The following is a 21,829-nucleotide window of genomic DNA, read 5'->3' as shown; positions in this document are numbered from 1 at the left end:
GTTTCACGGAGCGAGGGGCAGGTGGTCGCGCGCATGGGCAAGGCCAGGTCCAACCGTCGTCTTCCCGAGAAGGAGCGCCCGAAGAAGGGCGATCGGAAGGCGGAGCCGCGCGGCGGGGCGCAGAAGGCGCCGCGCACCGGGATGGCCCGCGACGTCGGGGCGGTGGTGCTCCTCGCCCTCGCGGCGACGAGCGGCCTCGCCCTCGCGACCTACTCGTCCCTCGACGGCGCGCTCATCGCGCGCGGCATGGCCCCCTCGAACCTCGTCGGCCCGGTCGGGCACAGCCTCGCCGCGGCCGTCTACGGCGTGCTGGGGTTCTCCGCGCTCGTCCTGCCCGTCGCGCTCGGGGCCGCCGCCTGGCGGCTCTTCCGCGGCGCGTCGCCGCGGCTCTCCATCGTCTCCGCGGTCGCCTACGCCGTCCTCACGCTCTGCGTGGCGACGCTCGGCCACCTCGCGCTCGGCGCCCACGTCGTCGCGTCGTTCCCGGCGGGCGGCGCGGTGGGGCGCGCGCTCAGCGCGAACGCCGAGGGGCTCCTCTCGACCTGGGGCAGCGCCATCGTCGTGACCGCCACCGGCGTCGTCGCCCTCATCGTGGCGGCCGACGTGAAGCCGCAGACGATCGGCGGCTTCCTCACCGACCTCGCGCGCGGGCTGTTCGGGTTCGCGTCGGACCGGGTGGCGGCCGCGGTCGAGGAGCACCGCATCGCCGTCGCCGAGCTGCGCGCGGACGAGGAGGCCGACCGGAAGCGCCGCGCCGGCGAGGAGGCGCTCGCGGACGCCGCCTCGGTCGAGGCGGATGACGACGACTCGCGCGAGGAGGCGCGCGCCGTCGCGACCGCGCTCGCCATCGAGCACGCGCGCCGCACCGGGTTCGAGGATCCGGCCTGGGTGAGCGGCCTCGCCGCCCCGGCCCCCGCCGAGGAGCCGGAGCCCGCCGAGCCCCCGGCCCGGAAGCGCCGCAAGGCGCGCGAGGAGCAGGAGCCCGCCGCGGCGAAGGCCGCTGCGGTGGTGGAGCTGCCGGCCGCCGAGGCCGCCGCGCCCGAGCCGCTGCCCGAGCCGCCGACGCCGCCCGCCCGCCCGGAGATCATCGTCTCGCAGGCGATGCTCGAGCGCGGGAAGAAGAAGGACAAGAAGAAGGAGGTCCCCGCGTTCGCCTTCACCAAGGCGGGCGACGTCTTCAAGCTCCCCTCGGCGGAGATCCTCGACGCGCACGAGGAGAAGGCCAAGGCCGTCGACGAGCAGGCCCTCACGCGCGTCGCCGACGTCATCGTCGCGACGCTCGAGCAGCACGGCGTCGACGGCGTCATCAAGCACATCCGGCCCGGCCCGGTCGTGACGCTCTACGAGTTCTCTCCGGTGGCGGGCGTGAAGCTCGCCCGCATCGAGAACCTCGACAAGGAGCTCACGATGGCGCTCAGCGCCACGCGGATCCGCATCATCGCGCCGATCCCGGGCAAGGGCGTGGTGGGCATCGAGGTCCCGAACCGCGACCGCGCCACGGTCTACCTGCGCGACATCCTCGAGTCCGAGGCGTTCGCCTCCGCGGGCGGGTTCATGCCGCTCGGCCTGGGCAAGAACATCGAGGGCATCCCGTACTGCGTGGATCTGCAGCGGATGCCGCACCTCCTCATCGCCGGCACCACCGGCTCGGGCAAGTCGGTCGGCCTCAACACCATGATCTGCTCGCTCCTCTACCGGCAGACGCCGGCGGAGGTGCGGATGATCATGGTCGACCCGAAGATGACGGAGCTGTCGCTCTACGAGGACATCCCGCACCTGCTCCTCCCGGTCGTGACCGATCCGCAGAAGGCCGCCCGGGCGCTGCAGTGGGCGGTGGACGAGATGGAGCGCCGGACGCAGGTCCTCGCCGACACGGGCTCCAAGGACCTCAAGAGCTACAACGGCAAGGTCGAGAAGCTCCGCGCCGAGAGCCGCACGTTCGAGGAGAAGGACGCGCCGCCGCCCCGGAAGCTCGTGGTGGTCGACGAGGTCGCCGGCGAGACCGAGGAGGAGGCCGCCGCGCGCGCGGCGGCCGCCGAGGCCGCGCCGGAGCCCGTGCTCGCGAGCCCCGAGTTCGAGGATCCCACCGCGCCCCCGCCGGCGGACCCGGTGGCGGCCCGCGACGAGAAGAAGCTGCCGCAGAAGCTGCCCTACATCGTGGTGGTCATCGACGAGCTCGCCGACCTCATGATGACCGCGCCGCGCGAGGTCGAGATCTCGCTCGCGCGCCTGGCCCAGAAGGCGCGCGCGACCGGCATCCACCTCATCGTCGCGACGCAGCGCCCGTCGACGGACGTCATCACCGGGATGATCAAGAACAACTTCCCGGCCCGCATCAGCTTCCGGCTCGCCTCGCGCCACGACTCGCAGACCATCATCAACGGCCCGGGGGCGGAGGCCCTGCTCGGCGACGGCGACATGCTCGTCTTGACCGCCACGCAGCCGGTCACGCGCGTTCAGGGCGCCTTCGTCTCCGAGGAGGAGCTGCAGCGCGTCGTCGAGTTCCTCAAGGAGCAGGGCAAGCCGGTCTACGACGACTCGATCCTCAAGACGCGCGAGGGCGGCGGGGATGGCCGCTACGACTCCGACGACGACGACCCGGTCTACGACCAGGCGCTCGACCTCGTCTCGCGCATGGAGGAGGTCTCGGTCTCGAAGCTCCAGCGCGAGATGCGCCTCGGCTACAACAAGGCCGCGAAGATCATCGAGCGCATGGAGCGCGAGGGCGTGGTCGGCCCGGCGAACGGCGTGAAGCCTCGCCAGGTGCTCATCCGGCCGGTGGGCGAGGTCTCGCCGATCCCGAACGTGTAGCGCGGCGCGCGCGGGAAGGCCGCGGCGCTCAAACGCGCATCCGCTTCTCCTCGCCGCGCACGAGCCGCCCGATGTTCTCGCGGTGGCGCAGCACGATGAGCGCCGCGAGGGCGACCCCCGCCCAGCTCACCGGGCTCGCGGGGCCGTGGAGCGCGAAGGTCACGATCGCGCAGACGGCGGTGCCCGCGAGCGAGCCCACCGAGGAGATGCGCGTCGTCCCGTAGGCGACGAGGTACGCGACGACCCCGCCGAGCGCGGCCCACGGCGCGAGCACGACGAAGATGCCCAGCCCGGTCGCGACGCCCTTGCCGCCCTTGAACCCGAGCCACACCGGGAAGAGGTGGCCGACGAAGGCGGCGAGCGCCACGAGCACGGTGAAGAGCTCCGCCCGCGGCGTGCCGGCGAGGAGCGCCCGCGCGACGAGGACGGGCACGATGGCCTTCGCCGCGTCGAGGAGCAGGACCAGGACGCCCATCTTCTTGCCGCCGGCGCGCGCGACGTTCGTCGCGCCGATGTTCCCGGAGCCCACGGTGCGCACGTCGACGCCGAGCACCAGCCGGCCGAGGAGGACGCCGAACGGGATCGAGCCCGCCAGGTAGCCGGCGACGACGAGCAGGACGCCGAGCGCGCTGTGGCTCACGAGCCGATCTCCCGGAGGACGAGGTACGCCCAGTTGACGAACAGCGCGAGCACCCCGAGCGCGACGGCCCCGCGGGCGAGCCGCTCGGAGGGCACCGGCAGCGGCGCGCCCAGCGCCGCGCGCGACAGGTCGAGCGCGGCGAAGAGCCAGGCGGCGGCGGCGAGCGCGGCGCCGAGCGGGCTCGCGGCGATCGCGCGGCCGAGCTCGCCGTGCGCCAGGTGGACGAAGGCGTGCGTCATGCCGCAGGTGGCGCACGGGATGCCGGCGAGCCCGCGCAGCGGGCACACGAAGGGCAGGGAGAGGAGGGGCAGGAAGCGCGCCGCGAAGAACGAGAGCGCGCCGATCACCGCGAACACCTCGGCGTGCCCGAACCGCGCCGTCCGCTGCCAGCGCACCGCCTCCGTCACAGGCTCACCGAGTGGCCGCGCCCGCCCTGCAGCATGCCGCCGAAGCCGAGGCCGATCGCGGCGCAGCACGAGCAGACGAGCACGAGCAGCACGGGCGAGAGCACCGCGAGCGTGGACTTCCCGGGCCCGCAGCGCTGGGTCTCGCCGAGGCCGATGATCATCGCGACGACGCCCCACACGAGCGCGAGGAACCCGCCGCAGCCGGGCACGATGAGCAGCACGTTGAGGCCGAGCGCGTAGCCGACGGCGGTGAGCGTCGCGCCGAAGCCGCGCGGCGCGCCGCGGACGAGCAGCAGGATCCCGTGGACGATCGCCGCCCACAGGTAGACGCCGACGAGCGCGGCGAGGGGCGCGAGCACGATCTGCGCGATCGTGGACGCGCCGGACATGCTCTCGACGTACATGCGCACGTAGCGCGCCTGCTCCTCGGGCATGTTCTCCGCCACCGACTCGAGCATCTCCGCGACGCGGCTGCCGGTCGCGAGGCTGTAGAGCCCCTGGAACAGCGTGCCGACCGTGTAGGCGATCACCGCGAAGAGCACCGCGCTCCCCGGCTGGTCGACGCGCACGCGCCGGAAGAAGGCGCCCGGCTGCGTGGCGACGAGCTTCAGGGTCTCGACGAAGGACGAGAAGATGCCGCGCTGCCGCCGCTCGGCGAACGGCGCGGACGCCTCCGGTCCCTGCGGTCCAGGCGGAACCCCCGGCGGCGGCCCCCAGCCACCCGGCGGCGGCGGGCCCCATCCCCCGGGCGGCGGCCCGTAGCCGCCCGGCGGCGGGCCGGGCGGAGGCGGTAGCTCCGGACCTCTGCCCGCCGCCTGCTCGGGCGGCAGGGGCGGTGCGCCCCACACCGGCTGCTTGGACGTGCGCGCCCAGGCCGGCTCGGGCGCAGGGGCCTCGGGGGAGGGCGGCGGCGGCTCCCGCGGCGCCTCGGGGGCGGCACCGGCACCTGCCGGCGCCTCGCTCGCAGGAGCGGGGGCCTCGGGCTGCGCCGGCGCCGCGGGCGGCGGCTCGACGGCCGAGGGCGGCGGCGCGTTCGGATCGGCGAGGAGCAGCTCCGCGCCGCAGTGCGGGCAGATCTGGCGGCCGAAGCGGTCGGTCTGGAACGTGCCCTGGCACCGGGCGCAGCGAGCGATCATGCCGCGAGCTTACCGCGGCGCGCGCCGGGGCGGTGAAAGTCGGCCGAGACGCCGTCAGGGACCGACGCTCACTCGCGCAGCGCGCGGACCTCGTCCACGTTCACGCTGCCGCGGGTGCGGTAGATGGCGATGACCACCGCGAGCCCGACCGCCGCCTCCGCCGCCGCGACCGCGATGACGAAGAAGGCGATGGCGTGCCCGCCGATGTTCCCCGACTGCCGCGCGAACGCGAGGAACGTGAGGTTCGCCGCGTTGAGCATCAGCTCGACGCTCATCATCACGATGAGCGCGTTGCGCTTCAGGAGGACGCCGGAGAGGCCGATGGTGAAGAGGACCGCGGCGAGCCAGAGGTACCAGGTGACGGGGACCATGGCTCAGATCCTCTCCTTCGCGACGACGACCGCACCGACGATGGCGACGAGGAGCAAGAGGCTCGTCACCTCGAAGGGCAGCAGGAACTCGGTGTAGAGCACCTGCCCGACCGCCTTCACCGTGCCGAAGCGGTCCGGCTGGGCGAGCGTCGACATGGCCGCGTCGGGCACGCGGGCGATGGCGGAGGCGAGCACGGCGAGGAGCGAGACCGCGCCGAGCACGCCCACGTACTGCATCGCCCTGCGGCGCTCGCGCTGCGGGTGCTCCTCGTCGAGCGACAGGAGCATGATGACGAACAGGAAGAGCACCATCACCGCGCCCGCGTACACCAGGATCTGCATGAACGCGATGAGGTGCGCGGCGAGGAGGACGTAGAGCCCGGCCATGAAGAAGAAGGCCGCGACGAGGTTCATCGCCGCGTACACCGGGCTCCGCGCGACCACCACGCCGAGCGCGGTGACGACGAGGGGGATGGCGAAGATCCAGAAGCAGACGAGCTCGGCCGTGATTTGCATCGCCTAGTACCTCACCCCGCCCACCACCGCCGGGCGAGAGGACTGATCGAGACCCCAGCCGTGGTCGCCGTACGGGCAGCGCCGCTCCTCGACGTGGCGCAGGAACTCGTCGCGGAACTTCTTCACGAACGACTGCACCGGCATCGAGGCGGCGTCACCGAGCGCGCAGATGGTCTGCCCGCCGATGTTGCCCGCCACCTGCTCGAGCTTGGCGACGTCCTCGGCGGTGGCGTGGCCGTGCTCGATCTTCTCGACGATGCCCTCCATCCACGAGGTGCCCTCGCGGCAGGGGGTGCACTGCCCGCAGCTCTCCTCCGCGTAGAACTTGGAGATGCGGGCGAGCGCGCGGACCATGCAGGTCGAGTCGTCGAACACGATGACGCCGCCGGAGCCGGACATCGAGCCGGCCGCCTTCACCGCGTCGAACTCGAGCGAGATGTCGATCTCGTCGCCGCGCAGCACCGGGGAGGAGGAGCCGCCGGGGATGACGGCCTTGATCTTCCGGCCGCCGACGACCCCGCCGCAGTCCTCCATGATGAGCTTCTTCAGGTTGTAGGCGACCGGCTTCTCGAAGACGCCCGGCCGGTTCACGTGGCCGGAGACGCCGAAGAGCCGGGTGCCGCCCGACTTGCCCACGCCGAGCGCGGCGAACGCGTCGCCGCCGTTCGCGACGATCCAGGGGACGTTCGCGATGGTCTCGACGTTGTTGATGATGGTGGGCTTGCCCCACAGGCCGACGATCGCCGGGAACGGGGGCTTGAGGCGGGGGTAGCCCTTCTTGCCCTCGAGCGACTCGAGCAGGGCCGACTCCTCGCCGCAGATGTACGCGCCCGCGCCGCGGTGCACGACGATCTCGAGGTCGAAGTCCTTCTTGCCGAGGAGCCGCGAGCCGAGGATGCCGGCCGCGCGCGCCTCCTCGACCGCCGCCTCGAGGATGCGCGCCTGCTTCGCGAACTCGCCGCGGATGTAGACGTAGGCGGCGTGGATGTCGAGCGCGTAGCAGGTGATGGCGATCCCCTCGATCAGCATGTGGGGATCGTGCTCGATGATGTAGCGGTCCTTGAACGTGCCCGGCTCGGACTCGTCCGCGTTCACCGTGAGGTAACGGGGACGGACGTCCTTCGGGAGGAACGTCCACTTGAGCCCGGTCGCGAAGCCGGCGCCGCCGCGGCCGCGGAGGTTCGACTTCTTCACCTCGTCGACGACGGCGGCGGGCTCCATGCCGAGCGCCTTGTCGAGCGCGGCGTAGCCGCCGTCCGCGCGGTAGGTGCGCAGCGCGGCGGAGTCGGGCTTCCCCCAGCGCTTCGTCAGGATGAGCGTCTCGCTCACTCGAGCCTCCCCAGGATCTCCTCGACCTTCTTCGGGTCGAGCCGCTCGTGCATCTCCTCGTCCACGAGCATCGCCGGGGCGGTGCCGCAGGCGCCGAGGCACTCGACCTCGCGCAGCGTGAAGCGCCCGTCCGACGAGGTGCCGCCGTTCGCGACCCCGAGCTTGTGCTTGAGGTACTCGAACAGCCGGTCGCCGCCGGTGAGGCAGCACGAGACGTTCGTGCACACCTCCACGAGGTGGCGGCCGATCGGCGCGGTGTGGAACATCACGTAGAACGTGGCCACCTCCTCCGCGCGCGCCGGCGAGGTGCCGAGCCGGTCGGCGGCGAGCCGCTGAACCGCGGGGGAGAGGTAGCCGAAGACTTCCTGGCCGAGGCGGAGGGCCGGCAGCATCGCCGCGGCCTTTCGATCGGGCGGGTAGCGACGAAGGACCTCCGCGAGCTCACGGTCGAAGTGCTCGACCTTTTCCCGCGGCAGTTCTTCGGCCGTCCCGACGAGTGGTGGATTCGTCATAGAGGTCCGATGAAGGCAGGGCGTAAAGCGCGGGCGAGGCTAGTGAGCACATGTAAGATTGTCAAGGAGATCCGCCGCTGTATACTCGACCGCTCCGGATGGAAATCGGTCGAGAAAAGCGTCGCGATCCCCGCGTCCCGCTCGTGCTCCGTGTGGATTATCCAGGCATGCAGCAGGCCGTCCGGGACGTCACGGAGAACGTGTCGGCCGGCGGGCTCTTCATACGCACGGATCGGTCCCTGCGCGAGGGCGATCGCGTCCCGCTGCAGGTGAGCTTCCCCGGGCTGCTCGAGCCCGTGGAGGTCGAGGTGGAGGTCGTGCGCACGCGCGCCGCCGCCAAGGACCAGCCGCGGGGGGTCGCGGTCAAGATCCCCATCGACCGGGTGGACGACCGGCACAAGCTCGCGCGCATCGCCGAGACCGCCCGCACCGGCAGCGGCAAGGCGAAGCGCACCTACCGCGTGCTGGTGGTCGAGGACAACGCGCGGGTGGTCGAGATGTACCAGTACGCCCTCCGGAAGCTCCGCTCGGAGGGGGACGGCGTGGACGTCGCCGTCGAGTACGCGCCGAACGGCCACGAGGCGCTGGCCCGGCTCGTCGAGCCGCCCCGCGTCGACCTCGTCATGGCGGACCTGTACATGCCGGTCATGGACGGCTTCACGCTCGTCGAGCGGATGCGGGCCGATCCGGCGCTGGCCGGGACGCCCATCGTCATCATCAGCGCCGGCGGGCCCGACGCGCGCGACCGCGCCGCCGAGCTCGGCATCGACGTGTACCTCCAGAAGCCGGTCCAGTTCGCCGACATCATCGCGACGGTCCGCACGCTGCTGCGGATCCGCTGAAGGTCACGACCCTCGCCTGATCCGGCCTCGCGGCGCGGCGCTCACGGCACGAGCCGCTTGCGCATCACCACGTGCGGGATGCCGGCCTCCTCGAAGCGCTCGCCGGCGCGCGCGTAACCCGCCCGCGCGTAGAACGCCTCGACGTAGCACTGGGCGTGCAGCTCGATCTCGGCGAGCCCCTCGGCGCGCGCCCGCTCCTCGAGCGCGGCGAGGAGCTGCTCGCCCACGCCCAGGCGGCGGTGCCCGCGCTCCACCGCCATGCGCCCGACGCGCCCGACGCCGCCCGCCTGCCGCACGAGGCGGCCGGTGCCCACGCAGCGCGCGCCCTCGAGCGCGACGACGTGGAAGGCCGCGTCGTCGTGCTCGTCGCGCTCCAGCTCGACGGGCACCCGCTGCTCGCCGACGAACACGTCGTGGCGCAGCGCATACGCCTGCTCGCGCAGGGCCGGGGTGTCGGCGGGGACGACGACGACGCTCATCGCTGCTCTCCCTCGGGGCGGCGCCCTGGGTTCACGACAGGTGATGACCGGAAAAAGCGACGCCCGCCGAGCCGCAGGGCCAGGCGGGCGCCGAGGACCTCGATCGAGGAAGGGCTACTTCTTGCCCTTCTTGTTGAAGATGTCCTTCAGGCCCTTGGCGGGCGTGATCTTGATGGCGGTGCGAGCCGGGATCTTGATCTGCTCGCCCGTCGCCGGGTTGCGGCCGATGCGCGCCTTGCGATCGACGAGCTTCACCGCGCCCAGGCCGCCGAGCGGGATCTTCCCCTCGCCCTTCAGCCGCTTCGTCACGACCTCCTCGACCGCCGTGAACACCTGACGGACCTGGGCCTTCGACAGCTGCGCGCCCTCGGCCACCGCCTGGAAGAACTGAGCCTGCGTCATGTTGGAAAGCCCTCCTGTCGACCGCCCGCCCAGGGCGGCGAATGGCTCGGAGATATCGCTTCCCGATCCCCCCGTCAACTTCACGCCGTCACGATCGGCCTGAAAAACGGGCCGATCGTGACGATCGATCCCGCTCCAGGGAGGGAGCCGTGCCACACCCTCAGCGGAAGGCGGCGACGATCTCGAAGACGATGAGGAGGATGATGGCGAGCTCGAGGAGCTCGCTCCGGCTCGTGTCGGCGGCGTCGCCGATGAGGTCGTTCACCTCGGCGAGGAGCCGCTGCTTGCGCAGGACCGTCTCCTGCCAGGCCGGGAGCCGGAAGCGGCGGACCGCGCTCTGGTAGAGCCGCGCGAGGTAGAAGTCCCCCACGATTTTCACTGCGTTTTCGAGCCTTTCCACCATCTCGGAGAGCTCGAGCAGGAGGGCGGCGGTGCGGCGCTGCAGGCCGCGGTACCGGCGGGTGAAGATGTTCGCGACCGGGCTCCCGCCCCGCTCGATCTCGTCGTAGATGAGGTGCAGCTCGCGGTCGAGGAGCGCGTCGTAATAGCGCAGCTCGAGCAGGTGGGCGGTCGCGAACTCCAGCAGGTCGGGGATGTCCTCCACCCCCGAAGGCTCCACCACGAGCGCGCTGTTCCAGTGCACCACCGCGAGGTCGTCCTCCAGGTAGGTGTAGTGGTGGGAGAGCACCTCCTGGCGCTCGGCGGTCGAGAGGCGGACCGGGCTCGTCTCGCCGAGGAGCAGCTCCGCCACGGGGGCGCTGGCGAGCAGCTCCTGGGCGCGGAGGGGTCCGTCCGCGAAGCGGCGCACGAAGAAGATCTGGTAACTCTCGAGGCCGTCCCAGCGGTGCGGCCGCTCGAGCGCGCCGCCCAGGGCGCGGCAGAGCTCCTCCGCCTCGCGCCGCGCCCCCTGGTCGATCTCCGGCGGCGGCGAGACGAACAGCTCCTCCGCGAGCCCGACGAGCTCCTCGAGCGCGGTGCCGGGCGCGATGGGCAGCTTGTAGAGGATCGAGACGACGCCGTAGTCGAAGACGTGCGCGCTCGCCTCGGCGGTGCGCGCGCCGCGGGAGCGGAGCGGGGCCTCGCGCGCGCCGAGCGCGACGCGCAGCGGTGGGCGCGGCAGCTCGAGCGCGGTCGCGGACTGCGCGCCGGTGAGGCGCGCGCGCGACTTGGGCGCCGCCATCGCCACCTCGACGGCGCGCTCCGCGGCGGCGAGGTCGATCGCGTCCGCGACGTCGAAGAGGCGGTACACGTGGACGCTGCCGTCCGCGATGACGAAGCGCTCGGGGTTCGCCGCCATGCGCGCCCGAGCTTATGCACGCTCGGGCCGCGCGGTGCGCCCGACGCGCGGCGCCGCCCCGATTGAGCGCGCTCACCTCGGGCTTCGGGAGCTCCGGCGGCTCAGGCGCCGACGACGCGCAGGGGCGGCGCGGGGGTGCGCTTCGGGAAGGCGACGAGGTACTCGCCCGAGAAGCACGCGTCGCAGTACGTGGCGCGGTCCTCGCCGATGGCGGCGTAGAGGCCGGGCAGCGAGAGGTAGCCGAGCGAGTCCGCGGTGACGTAGGTCGCGATGTCCTCGATCGAGTGCGTGCTCGCGATGAGCTCCTGCCGCGTGGGCGTGTCGATGCCGTAGTAGCAGGGCCAGGCGGTGGGCGGCGAGCTGATGCGGAGGTGGACCTCCGTCGCGCCGGCCGCGCGGATCATCTTCACGATCTTGCGGCTCGTCGTGCCGCGCACGACCGAGTCGTCCACCACCACCACGCGCTTGCCGGCGAGCACCCCGCGGAGCGCGTTCAGCTTGAGCTTCACGCCGAAGTGCCGGATCGACTGCTGCGGCTCGATGAAGGTGCGGCCGACGTAGTGCGAGCGGACGAGCCCCATCGCGAAGGGGATCCCCGCCTTCTCGGCGTAGCCGATGGCGGCGGGCACGCCCGAGTCCGGCACCGGGATGACGAGGTCCGCCGGCACGGGGTGCTCCTCGGCGAGCCGCTTGCCGAAGGCGTGGCGCACCTCGTAGACCGACTTGCCGAACAGCACCGAGTCCGGCCGCGCGAAGTAGATGTGCTCGAAGACGCAGCGGCCGAGCCGGGAGGGCGGCTGGGCGGGGAAGAGCCGCTCGCTGCGGAGCCCGGAGCCGTCGACGATGATGAGCTCGCCCGGCTCCACCTCGCGGACGTACTCCGCCTCGATGAGGTCGAGGGCGGTCGTCTCGCTCGCGAGCACCCAGCTGCCCTTGAGCCTGCCGAGCACGAGCGGGCGGAAGCCCATCGGATCGCGCGCGGCGACGAGCGCCTTGGGCGAGAGGAAGAGCATCGAGTAGGCGCCCGTCACGCGCCAGAGCGCCTCGCGCACCGCGCCGACGAGCTGCTCGACCGAGCCGGGTGCGCCCGGCGCGCGCGCGCGGGCGAGGAGGTGGACGATCACCTCGGTGTCGGTGGAGGCCTGGAAGATCGAGCCGTCGCGCTCGAGATCGGCGCGCAGCGCCTCGGCGTTCACGAGGTTGCCGTTGTGCGCGACCGCGACCGCGCCGCCCTGGTACTGCACGGCGAGCGGCTGCGCGTTCTTCACGTGCGAGCCGCCGGCGGTCGAGTAGCGGACGTGCCCGATGGCGGCGCCGCCCTTGAGGCGCGCGATGGTCTCGGCGGTGAACACGTCCGCCACGAGCCCCATGTCGCGGTGGACGTGCAGGGTCTCGCCGTCGGTCGCGACGATCCCGGCCGACTCCTGCCCGCGGTGCTGCAGCGCGTGCAGCCCCAGGTAGGCGTAGTTCGACGCCTCCTCGGACTGGCCGAGCGCCCAGATCCCGAAGACCCCGCACTCGTCCTTCATCTTGTCGTAGACGGCGTCGTACCCCATGAGGCGCCGGAGTATAACGATGCACGCTTGAAAAAGCTGCCCGCCACCCGCGCGCTGCGCGGCGCCGGGATGGCCCTCGCCATCCCCGTGATCGTGCTGGCGATCGCGTCGCTCCCGTGGCGGCCGGAGCGGCCCGAGGAGCCGGCGCGCATCGCCGTCGCCCCCTGCGGAGCGGGCGCCCTCTCGGCAGGCGTGGGAGAGGCCGCCTTCACCCTTCCGGCCGAGGCGCCCATCGCCGGCTTCGCACGCCTGCGCTGGACGAGCGAGGGAGTCCGCGACCCGGTGGGCGCCCGCGCGCTCGTCCTGGGCGCGCCGGGCTGCAGGATCGCGCTCGCGTCCGCGGAGCTGCTCGTCGTCCCCGAGGAGCTCGAGGCCGCCGTCCGCGCGCGCGTCGAGGACCTCGGCCTCGACGGCCTCGTCCTCGCCGCGACGCACACGCACGCCGGACCGGGCGGCTACTGGGACAACCTGCTCGGCGAGCGCATCGGCGCGGCACCCTACGAGCCGCGCATGCGCGAGGCGGTCGTCGCGGGGATCGCGGAGGCGATCCGGCGCGCCGCGGGCGCCCTCACCCCGGTCGAGGTCCAGCTCGCGCGCGGGCGGGCGGAGGCGCTCGTGCGGGGCCGCGGGGGCGGGCCGAAGGACGCGCGGCTCCTCGCCGTGCGGCTCGCGCGGCGGGGCGGCGCGCCGCTCGCCGAGCTGACGGTGCTCGCCGCGCATCCCACCACGCTCGGAAAGCGGAACCGGCTCATCTCCGGCGACTGGCCGGGCCGCTTCCTGCACGAGGACGCGGCGGGGGCGGGCGTGCGGCTCTTCTTCCAGGGAGCGCTCGGGGATCAGTCGGTGGCGCTGCCCGAAGGCGGCCCGGTGACGCCGGAGCGCTACGCGGACGCCCTCTCACGCACGGTGGAGGCGCTCCGCTTCGAGCGCGTCGCCGCCCCGGCGCTCGGCTTCGCGACGGGCGAGGTGGTCCTCCCGGCGCCCGCGCCCGGAGCGCTGCCGGCGATCCTCCGCTCCGCGGCGGGCAACCTCGCCTACCGCGCGGTCCCGGCGCGCGCCCCGCTGTCCGCGCTGCGCCTCGGCCCGGTGGTGCTCGCGTTCGTGCCCGGCGAGCCGGTGGCCGAGGTGGGGGAGGCATGGCGCGCCGAGGCGGGTCCCGGCACGGAGATCGTCTCGCTCGCCGGTGGCTACGTGGGCTACGTGGAAACGCCCGAGCAGATCGCGGCGCGCCGCGGCGAGGCGGTGCGCACGTACTACGGTCCGGAGCTCGCCGCGCGGCTCGGCCACGGGATCGAGGCGGCGGTGGCCGCGGTGCGCGCCGATCCTGCCGTGCGGGGCGAGGCGCCGCTGCGGCGCGACGCGGGAGCCGAGGCGGCCGCCCGGGCCGCCGGCGAGCGCTGACTACCTCCGCGAGGAGCCGAGCGCGGGCAGGACCTCGAAGGCCGGGTCCCTGGGCACGCGCCGCATCGCCTCGGCGAGCGCCGCGGGCGCGGGGACGAGCTTGCGGGTGTGGAGATCCATCCACCCGCCCGCGACGATGATGCTCGCGGCCTGCTTGCCGTTCGGCTTCCAGAGGTCGTGGCGGAGCTTCCACTTCGCGCCCTCGGGCGAGAGGCCGAGCTGGACGAAGTCCACCGCGACCGTCTCGCCGGCGCGGATCTCGCGCAGGTACTCGATCTCCTCGCTGAGCAGCACCGGGCCGAGGTGCAGCTCCCCGAAGTGCTCGTAGCTGAAGCCGTTCGCGGTCAGGTACGCCATGCGCGTCTCGATGGCGTACTCGCTGTACATCGTGTTCCGCACGTGGCCGTTCATGTCGCAGTCGCCCCAGCGGACGGTGAAGGTCTGGGTGTAGCGGTCCATGGTGAGCTCCTCCGGGCGCGGCGGAGCCGCGGCGGCGGGCGTTGTAACTCGAGCGCGCTCGGGCCGCGCGCGCCAGGCGGGACGCGGGTCAGAAGCTGAACGCGACGACGGCGGGCTCCGGGGTCCGATCCCAGGACATCCAGCCGAGCGCGCCGGCGGCGGCGGCGAGCGCGACGCCGAACCCCGCCGAGACGTAGGCGTTCCGCTGCGCCGCGTCGGCGTCGCGCCTGAGCGCGTAGTACCGCGCCGGGTCCGCGCCAGACTTGAACGTCGGCGGATCGCCGACGACCATCGCGTCCGCGTCGCTCGACTTACCCGAGGCCGAGAGGCCTTGCTGGACGGCGACCGCGGCGAGCACGACGGCCGCCGCGCCCGAGGCGATCGCGGTGGGGCGCATCCAGGCGGCGCGCCGCGGCCGGAGGGTGAGGACCGCGGCCGGCGAATCACTCGAGATCGCCGGGGGAGTGAAGGCGAGCGAGGCACTAGCGGGTGTCGACCGCGCGGCCTTCGGGTCGGGCGTCGCGGACCCCAGCGCGGCCACGGTGCGAGCGGGCGATGGGGACGCAGGTGGCGGCTTGCCGCCCTCGAGCGCGGCCGGCTTGCCCGCAGCCGTCGCTGCCGCGGCGGCAGCCCGTTTCGGCTGCTGGGACGCCGTGACCGGCGCCGGCTGCGGAGCGGGCTGCGCCGTTGCGGATGGCGACGGAGCCGGCACCGGCGCCGGAGACGCGACGATGAGCGGCGCGGGCGGCTGGCGAGGCAGGTCGGGCGTGCGATCCTTCACGTCGCGCGACGACTGGCCGGTGAGCAGGAAGGACGCGAGCGCGCCGAGGTTCACCGCAGGCACGCTGCCGGCCACCATCCGGACGCTCCCCTCGCGCAGGAGCGCCCCGCGACGGACGTCGTAGATGGAGCCGAGCAGGAACTGGGCGCCGCCTTCCACCACGCGGCTCGCGACCACGAGCTTGTCCACGCCGAGCCAGGCACCCCCGCGGATGATGCCGTAAGCCCGCTGCTCGGGCGCGAGCGCGAGGCCCGGCCCCGCGTTCACGCGGATCGCGTCGGCGAGGGCGAAGTCGAGCACCACGGTGCGATCCTCGGCCTCGAGGTCGACGGTGAAGCTCGGGACCCGCAACGCGTCCGCCGCGCCGCCGATCCGGTACGCGCCCGCGGGCAGCGAGACGGCGACGGGTGCCGGCCCCATGTTGCGACCGTTCACGTAGACGACACCGGACCCGCCCTCGGCGAGGACGGTCAGCCGGCGCTTCGGGAGCGCCCGGACCTTCGCCTTCACCTCCTCGAACCTGCGCCGGTACCCCGGGGAGTACTGGTCGGGATCCGGCTGGAGCGTGGGCTCCATCCGCGCGAGCTTCAGGAGCGCGGCCTGGGCGTCGCGCTCCAGCCCGATCGTCGCGGCGGCGTGGGCGAGGCGGAGCAGCGCCCGCGTCCACTGCGCGTAGGCGTCGTCGCTCTCCGGGAGGCTCTCCAGGTCCTCGACGATGGCGCGGAGCGTCCGCACCGCGCTCTCGAACTCGCCGTTCTGGTACACGGCGAGCGCGCCGCCGTAGGCTCGGTCGAGCTCGGAGAGGGTGGCGTTCGACGCCTGGCCGAGGAGCCGGGCGCGCATGGTCGGCACGTCCACCACGCCGCCGATGCGATCGCGGCAGGCCGCGCGGAGCTGGTGCGCGAGCTCGGCCAGGTCGGCGTCCGGCCCGCCCGGCGGATCGGCGACTGAGATGACGCCGAGCCGCTCGGAGGCGCCCGCGCCGAGCGCGAACAGGGCGCCGGCGAGGGCGAGGACCCCGCGCACGTTCACGGCTGCGTCCCCGCGTTGTTGGTGTTTCGCGGATCGTGGAATGCCTTCGGCCAGGGCGCGGAGGTGTCGAGCTCGCCGTCAACGATCACGGCGTACAGCTTCCCGTCTGCCCCCGCCACGTAGGCGGTGCTCATCACCGCGCCCGCGGGCTGACCGGGCGGCGTGTAGATGTTGGGGGAGCGCAGCTCCGTGCCGGCGGCGAGCACGCCACGCCAATCCTCCAAACCATCACCACGTACCGCATGGACGGTCCCGCCTCTTGTGGACACGAGGACGGCGCACGGGCCCCCGCGGAGCATCATCGGAGCGAGTACGGCCGCACCCAGATTCGGAGCGTCCGCCCAGCGTGACACTCCAGCGGGCGAAAGACGGCGGAGATATCCGGCTTCATCGCCCACGAAGACGTCTCCGTCTCCAGCGACGATCGGCGAATCGCCGATCGAGGCCGTGAGCGACGCGACCGTCGTCGTCTCCAGAACCCCAGCGGCGAACACACTTCGATTCAGCTTGCCATCCTGCGAGCCGCTCCAGATGCCGCCCTGGGCATCGACAGCAAGTGGAGCAACGACATTCACGCCGACGGCCGCGGCGCCCGCTTGGGCAAGCGCACCATCAAAATCGAAGCACCTCAAGCTTGATGTAGCACCCGACGTCGCCCCGCAAACCCGACCATCACGACCGATGACGGCACCTGAAACGTAGGCATTTGTCGCAACACTCTTCGCGTCCTCACCGACGACCGTGCTTGTTGCTCCAACCCGCCCCGACATCGCGGCCGCGAACGCCCATTCCTTCCCCAGCGTCGTCGCGATGGCCGTTCCTCCGCGTATGGCGCCCTCGAGGTTCACCCCGACTCCGGTCAGCGATCCACCGCTGTCGAGGGCAGCACCGCGAAGCCAGAAGTCGTTGCTCCCGATCCAGAGTGCCTCGGTTCCGACGGTGGGAGGAGCGGTGATGAAACCCGTGCCCACCGTCGCTGCCCACGCTCTCGTTCCGTCCGGATGAATCGCGACGAGTTGCTCCGCCGTTCTCGACAGCCCGACGACGACCGTCCCGTCATCCATGACCGCCGCCGGACTCATCGGCACGCCGGCGTCGTAGACCCACCTCAACCTCGTCACCTCCACCGGCGCCGCCGCTGCGCTGCCCTCGTTCCGGGCGCCGTCGCGCGCGACGACGCTCGCGACCACCGGCCGCGCGTAGGCCTCGAAGGGCCAGTCGCGGAGAGGGAGCTCCGCGACCCAGCGGCCTCCGGCCGCGGTCATCGCGACCTTGCGCGCCCCGGAGTCGAGGTCGAGCGCCGCCTCGACGGTCGCGAGCTCCTTGTCCTCGGCGACCGTGGCCTCGACCCGCAGGACGCCATCGCGCACGCACGGGGTCGTCGCGCACGAGGCGGTGACCACGGAGACCGCCGGCCGGACCGCGTCCGCCCAGCAGACGCTCCCGTCGGAGGTCCGCGCGCAGTACTGGCCCGACGGGCAGCCCGCGCTGGTGGCGCACGCGGCGCGGTCCTCGACCGAGCTGCACGCGAGGGCCAGCGCCGCGGCGGAGATGACGATGAGCCTCATGGGATGTCCCCTCAGAAGACGAAGCGCCAGGTGAGCCCGGCGGCGATCGCGGCGCCCCCTGCTGCGAAAGAGATGCCGCTCCAGCGGCGCCGGTCTTCCCAGGTCTGGCGCGAGCGCGTGTAGGAGGCCGGGTCGCCGGCGGCGTTCGCCTCGCCCGCCGCGGAGCGTGCGGAGAAGGCGAGGAGGGTCCCGGCGGCCACCGCGGCGACACCGGCCCCCACGGTCGTCCACGCGGCGACGCGCGCCGGGCTCGGGCCGGGCGGGGGCGGCAGCGTCCGGACGAGCTCTCGAAGCGCGTTCCGCAGCGGCTTCACTGCGTCCGCGCCCGGAGCCACGTCGAGCGTGCGGCGCGCCCGCTCGGTCTCGCTCGCCGCGTCCGCGAGCACGAGGACGTAGCGGCTCCCCTCCGCCCGCCCCTCGGCCCCGGCGGCGATCGCGTAGGGGAGCCCGGCGCGGCGGGCGGCGCGGGCGCCCTCGGCGACGTCCTCGCAGGCGACCCCGTAGTCGAGGAACTTCCCGGCCTTGCGAGCGGCCTCGGCGATCGCGTCTCCGCGCGCCAGCACCGGGTCCCCGCCCACGCGCGGGCGGCACAGGAGGAGGCGGTCCCCGCTCGCGCCGGCGAGCAGCGCGAGGGTCAGCGTGAGCGCTCCGGACAGAGCCATGTCGGGCGGTGCCTCCGGGGTGGATGAGACGGATCGTGGATTTTCGAGCAGCCGCGCCGCGACTGCAAGTGATGTGCGCCGGGAGTGACCAGCGACCCGTCGGCGAGTCGGCGCACCTGTGTCCCCGTGTCGGACCGGACCGGCCGCGCCGCGGACCCTCGCCCCTCGACGAAGCGCGCCGGACGCGGTGCAGGCGCTGGAACGATCGTCGCATTGGTGCGCCTCGATTGAACCCACCCTCGGCGAACCTTTACTCTTCGTCGTTCCTGCCGACGCTCTCCGGAGAACAGAGATGCCGACCCACCGCACAGCGGTCCCCGCGCTCCACGCCACGCTTCCCCTCGCGCTCGCGACCGCGCTCGCCTGCTCGCAGGGCGGGCCCGCCCCCATCACCTGCGACACGACCGAGTCGTGCCCGCCCGCCGCGCGGTGCCTCGCGTTCGCGTGCGTCGCCGACGCGGCGCCGCTCGCGCGCATCAGCCCGCTGAGCGCGGTCCAGGCGAACGACGTGGTCACCCTCGACGGCTCTCGCAGCTCGGACCCGGACGCGCCGGAGGACGCGGTCGTCGCGTACGCGTGGACGGTCCGCGCCGTGGACGCGCCGTGCGAGCCTCCCGTCGTCGCGGGCACCACCGCCACCACCCCGGTGCGGTTCGCCTGCCCCGGGCGCTACGAGATCTCGCTCGTCGTGGCGGACGAGCTCTCCGTCCAGAGCGCGCCCGCGAGCGCGCTCGTGGAGGTCGCCCCGCGCTCCGGCGCGCCCCTCGTGACCGCTGGCGCCGACGTCGCGGTGGACCACCGGTGCGAGGGCGAGCCGATCACGTGCCGGCCGGTCACCGAGCTCGGCGGCGCGGTCGCGCTCTCCGCGACCTCGGCCGTCGCCGGCGCGAGCTTCCACTGGACGGTCGAGCCGCCAGCGGGGCACGCGCTCGACGCCCAGCGGCGCGCGATCTTCGAGCCAGGGCCCGACGCGCCCAGCCCGACCGTGCGCATCGAGACGGACGGCACCGCCATCTCGGGTGACTGGGTGCTGCGCGTGGAGGCCCGGGACGAGGCCGGCGTGATCGGCGTCGCGGCCACGCGCCTCAGCATCGGGAACGCGCCGCCGGTGGTGACGGAGGCGATCCCCGTCTTCAACCACGCCTTCGACGCGGCCTCGTCGCGCTTCTCCGCGCATGGCGCGATCGGCGTCGTGGCGGAGGATCCCGACGGCGACCCGCTCGAGGGGCGGACCGTCGCGGGGCATCACGTCGGCGACGGCGCGGCGACGTTCCAGGTCGAGGACCTCGGCGACCGCGCCGCCTTCAGCATCGAGCTGCCGTACACCGCCCCGGCCGACGCGCTCCTCCTCATCGGCGGCGAGGGTCTCGAGCGGGCCATCACGTACTCGGTTCGCGACGTGAACGGCGCCGAGACGAGCGAGACCTGGCCCGTCGTCATCGGCAACCGGCCGCCAGAGGTCGCCTGGGCCGCGACGGTCGTGTCCCCGCAGCACGTGTACGACGCGGCGGCCGGGGAGTACCGCGCCTCCGCCAAGCTGAGCCAGTGGCGGGATCCGGACGGCGATCCCATGGCGCAGGGAGATCCGACGGGGGACGCGGTCTGCCCGAGCTACGTCCTCGACGCCTCCGGCATGGTGGTGATCCAGTGCACCCTCGCCTCGGCGGTCGCCGCCGTCGCCGGCAACTTCGTGGGCGCGCACGACATCCAGCAGCGGGTCCGGGACCCCTGGGAGTCCGCTCCCGTCGCGAGCGTCGCGCAGATCCAGATCCAGAACCGTGCCCCCGTCTTCACGAAGAACGCCTTCGGCCTCGGCGCCCAGTGCGTCGAGACCGCGACCTGCTGTCGCTGGGAGTACGGCCAGTGCCTCGTCAACGAGCTCGCCGTCTCGAGCGCCAGCGGGACCGTGACGGACTTCGTGACCGATCCGGACGGTGATCCGGTGGAGTGGACCGTGAGCCAGACGGGCCAGACCCAGGTCTGCCTCGCCTCTCAGTGCGCCCTGGAGGTCTCGTTCGCCGCGGATCGGACGTGCTCGGAGAGCACCAGCCGCACCTACACGATGAGCGCGACCGACGGGGCCGCGAGCACTCCGGCCACCTTCGTGGTCACCCGCTCGTGCGCGTGGTGAGCCGCTTCCGCTCGAGCACCGCGTCCGCCGCCTCCGCCACCCGCTCCGCCCCGAGCGCCTTCTCGAGCACCTCGTCCGCGCCCGCGGCGCGGAGCCGGGGGGCGAGCTCGGGGTCGGAGCGGCCGGTCACCGCGACCACCGCGAGCTCGGTCTCGCCGCCGGCCTCGCGGATGGTGCGGACGAACGCCTCGCCGTCCATCCCCGGCATGCAGGCGTCGGTGAGCAGCAGGTCGAGGGTGAGGAGCTCGTCGGCGAGCGCCCGCAGGCCCTCCGCGCCGTCGGCGGCGGTCACCACCTCGTAGCCGCGGGCCCCGAGCGCGTCGCCCAGCATCCGGCGGTGGAGCGCGTCGTCGTCCACCACGAGCGCGCGGCGCGGCCTCGCGGTGAGCTGGACGATGGCCGCGTAGAGGCGCGCCTCCTCCGCGGGCTCGAGCTGGAAGCGCACGCCCATGCCCTCGTCGCTCACGTAGGCCACGGTGGCGCGGGTGTGGAGGTCGCCGCCGTCCGGCAGCCGGATCGCGAGCGCGACGGGCGCGCCCACGGCCGCCGGGCTCGCGGTGCGCACGAACGCTCCGCCCTGGGAGAGGTTCTCCACGAAGTCCTGCTCGAGCTCGGCGCCGGTCTCGTAGGCGAGCGTGGCGCAGGCGATGGCGGAGGCCGCCTCGGCCGGGCGGAGCGCGATCCGGCCGAGCACCTTCACCGGCGCGTGGAGCTCGAGCCGCGGGGCGGAGCGCGAGATCTCCCACTGCGACGGCGCGGGCGGCGCGACGTGCGCGGCCAGCGCGGCGGCGAGGGCGGGCGGCGCGGGCTCGACCGCGAGCGTGTAGCCGGCGGGCGCCCCGGAGGTGGCCGCCGCCGGGGAGCGCACGGCCGCGACCCGGGCGCGGCCCTCCACCTGGCGCGCGAGGCCCGGCACGCGCACGGCGAGGACGAGCTCGTCGCCCTGGGGCGGCGCCATCGGCGAGGGGACGAAGAGCGCGGCGGCGGCGGGGTCGTAGCTCGCGCCCGCGGCGGCCGCGCCGGCGAGGTCGAGCACGAGCGCGGGCCGCTCGCCGGGGCTCCGACGCCGGAGCGCGGGCGCGCCGGCGTCGGTGAAGAACGCGGCGGTCGCGAGGTAGAGCTCGGCGCCGGCGACGTCGGCGAGCCTGGGCTCGCAGGCGGCGAGGAGCGTCTTCAGCTCGTCGAGGTCGCCGGGCGGGATCTGGCCGATGTCGCTCGCGCGGCCCCCGGCGCGCGCGGCCCAGAACGCGAGCCGCTCGCTCGCGCCGGGAGGCGCGGAGGCCGGCGAGAAGCGCAGGAGCACGATCAGCCGGCGCGAGGAGGGGTCGAGCCCGAGGTCGCAGCCGTCCAGGGCGGCGCCGAGGAGCTGCGGCAGCGCCAGCACGAAGCGCTCGGCGGCGAGGAGCCGCTCGCCGGTGGCGCGCTCGAAGATGCAGAGGTGGTCGGCGGTGCTCATCCGTGCGGGGTCGAGGCGTGGCGCTCCTGCAACCCGGGCGC

At 73.7% G+C, this 21,829-nt stretch carries 20 protein-coding genes; 4 read left to right on the top strand and 16 right to left on the bottom strand.

Annotated features, from left to right (window positions below):
* The first annotated feature begins 33 nt into the window (after positions 1–33).
* A complete protein-coding gene (locus MLV88_RS12815; protein WP_242337096.1) occupies positions 34–2,811 on the top strand; it encodes a DNA translocase FtsK in 2,778 nt (925 codons plus the stop codon).
* A gap of 28 nt (positions 2,812–2,839) precedes the next feature.
* On the opposite strand, the gene plsY is transcribed toward MLV88_RS12815, so the two are convergent.
* The 7 genes from plsY to MLV88_RS12780 all read right to left on the bottom strand — a co-directional run bounded on the left by plsY (position 2,840) and on the right by MLV88_RS12780 (position 7,722).
* Entirely contained in the window at positions 2,840–3,451 is a 612-nt protein-coding gene (plsY, locus tag MLV88_RS12810) for a glycerol-3-phosphate 1-O-acyltransferase PlsY (protein ID WP_243337638.1), read from the bottom strand.
* Entirely contained in the window at positions 3,448–3,858 is a 411-nt protein-coding gene (locus tag MLV88_RS12805) for a DUF2752 domain-containing protein (RefSeq protein ID WP_242337089.1), read from the bottom strand. Before MLV88_RS12805 ends, plsY begins: the two co-directional genes overlap by 4 nt.
* On the bottom strand, positions 3,855–4,994 hold the full coding sequence (locus MLV88_RS12800) for a YIP1 family protein (RefSeq protein WP_243337636.1): 1,140 nt from the start codon (positions 4,992–4,994) through the stop codon (positions 3,855–3,857). Before MLV88_RS12800 ends, MLV88_RS12805 begins: the two co-directional genes overlap by 4 nt.
* Positions 4,995–5,062: 68 nt before the next feature.
* Positions 5,063–5,365, bottom strand: coding sequence for an NADH-quinone oxidoreductase subunit NuoK (gene nuoK / locus MLV88_RS12795; RefSeq protein ID WP_242337083.1), 303 nt, complete (start codon positions 5,363–5,365; stop codon positions 5,063–5,065).
* A 3-nt stretch (positions 5,366–5,368) separates the two neighbouring features.
* Positions 5,369–5,881, bottom strand: a complete 513-nt coding sequence (locus MLV88_RS12790; protein ID WP_242337080.1) for an NADH-quinone oxidoreductase subunit J — start codon at positions 5,879–5,881, stop codon at positions 5,369–5,371.
* A 3-nt stretch (positions 5,882–5,884) separates the two neighbouring features.
* A complete protein-coding gene (gene nuoF / locus MLV88_RS12785) occupies positions 5,885–7,210 on the bottom strand; it encodes an NADH-quinone oxidoreductase subunit NuoF (protein ID WP_242337078.1) in 1,326 nt (441 codons plus the stop codon).
* On the bottom strand, positions 7,207–7,722 hold the full coding sequence (locus MLV88_RS12780; protein WP_242337075.1) for a complex I 24 kDa subunit family protein: 516 nt from the start codon (positions 7,720–7,722) through the stop codon (positions 7,207–7,209). The genes nuoF and MLV88_RS12780 overlap by 4 nt, the downstream gene beginning before the upstream one ends.
* Positions 7,723–7,820: 98 nt before the next feature.
* On the opposite strand from MLV88_RS12780, the gene MLV88_RS12775 reads away from it, so the two are divergent.
* Entirely contained in the window at positions 7,821–8,564 is a 744-nt protein-coding gene (locus tag MLV88_RS12775) for a TIGR02266 family protein (RefSeq protein WP_374109397.1), read from the top strand.
* Between the two features lie 41 nt (positions 8,565–8,605).
* Here MLV88_RS12775 and MLV88_RS12770 read toward each other — a convergent pair whose 3' ends face one another.
* The 4 genes from MLV88_RS12770 to purF form a co-directional block, all read right to left on the bottom strand.
* Positions 8,606–9,043, bottom strand: coding sequence for a GNAT family N-acetyltransferase (locus MLV88_RS12770; protein ID WP_242337068.1), 438 nt, complete (start codon positions 9,041–9,043; stop codon positions 8,606–8,608).
* A gap of 114 nt (positions 9,044–9,157) precedes the next feature.
* Entirely contained in the window at positions 9,158–9,445 is a 288-nt protein-coding gene (locus tag MLV88_RS12765; RefSeq protein ID WP_242337065.1) for an HU family DNA-binding protein, read from the bottom strand.
* Between the two features lie 160 nt (positions 9,446–9,605).
* A complete protein-coding gene (locus tag MLV88_RS12760; RefSeq protein ID WP_242337062.1) occupies positions 9,606–10,742 on the bottom strand; it encodes a hypothetical protein in 1,137 nt (378 codons plus the stop codon).
* Between the two features lie 101 nt (positions 10,743–10,843).
* Positions 10,844–12,298 carry an amidophosphoribosyltransferase gene (purF, locus tag MLV88_RS12755; RefSeq protein WP_242355414.1) on the bottom strand — a complete coding sequence of 485 codons (1,455 nt, stop codon included), beginning with the start codon at positions 12,296–12,298 and terminating at the stop codon, positions 10,844–10,846.
* Positions 12,299–12,325: 27 nt separating this feature from the next.
* Between purF and MLV88_RS12750 the strand changes: the two genes are divergently transcribed.
* Positions 12,326–13,699, top strand: coding sequence for a neutral/alkaline non-lysosomal ceramidase N-terminal domain-containing protein (locus tag MLV88_RS12750; RefSeq protein ID WP_242370904.1), 1,374 nt, complete (start codon positions 12,326–12,328; stop codon positions 13,697–13,699).
* Here MLV88_RS12750 and MLV88_RS12745 read toward each other — a convergent pair whose 3' ends face one another.
* The 4 genes from MLV88_RS12745 to MLV88_RS12730 all read right to left on the bottom strand — a co-directional run bounded on the left by MLV88_RS12745 (position 13,700) and on the right by MLV88_RS12730 (position 18,201).
* The gene (locus tag MLV88_RS12745; protein ID WP_242370906.1) at positions 13,700–14,158 is read right to left on the bottom strand and encodes an acyl-CoA thioesterase; all 459 of its coding nucleotides are present in this window, start codon (positions 14,156–14,158) and stop codon (positions 13,700–13,702) included.
* Positions 14,159–14,246: 88 nt separating this feature from the next.
* On the bottom strand, positions 14,247–15,971 hold the full coding sequence (locus tag MLV88_RS12740; protein WP_242370908.1) for a hypothetical protein: 1,725 nt from the start codon (positions 15,969–15,971) through the stop codon (positions 14,247–14,249).
* Positions 15,968–17,539, bottom strand: a complete 1,572-nt coding sequence (locus MLV88_RS12735) for a pyrrolo-quinoline quinone (RefSeq protein ID WP_243337634.1) — start codon at positions 17,537–17,539, stop codon at positions 15,968–15,970. The genes MLV88_RS12740 and MLV88_RS12735 overlap by 4 nt, the downstream gene beginning before the upstream one ends.
* 11 nt (positions 17,540–17,550) lie before the next feature.
* On the bottom strand, positions 17,551–18,201 hold the full coding sequence (locus MLV88_RS12730) for a hypothetical protein (protein ID WP_242370911.1): 651 nt from the start codon (positions 18,199–18,201) through the stop codon (positions 17,551–17,553).
* 292 nt (positions 18,202–18,493) lie between these two features.
* On the opposite strand from MLV88_RS12730, the gene MLV88_RS12725 reads away from it, so the two are divergent.
* A complete protein-coding gene (locus MLV88_RS12725; RefSeq protein WP_243337632.1) occupies positions 18,494–20,332 on the top strand; it encodes a PKD domain-containing protein in 1,839 nt (612 codons plus the stop codon).
* On the opposite strand, the gene MLV88_RS12720 is transcribed toward MLV88_RS12725, so the two are convergent.
* Positions 20,310–21,788, bottom strand: a complete 1,479-nt coding sequence (locus MLV88_RS12720) for a response regulator (protein ID WP_243337630.1) — start codon at positions 21,786–21,788, stop codon at positions 20,310–20,312. The two genes, MLV88_RS12725 and MLV88_RS12720, sit on opposite strands and share 23 nt — an antisense overlap.
* Positions 21,789–21,829: the final 41 nt, after the last annotated feature.

It is taken from the genome of Anaeromyxobacter soli (genome assembly GCF_022808855.1).
In the GTDB taxonomy this organism is placed as follows: Bacteria; Myxococcota; Myxococcia; order Myxococcales; family Anaeromyxobacteraceae; genus Anaeromyxobacter; species Anaeromyxobacter soli.
The sequence above is the reverse complement of the archived record's forward strand: the minus strand, read 5'-3'. Positions and strand labels throughout refer to the sequence as shown.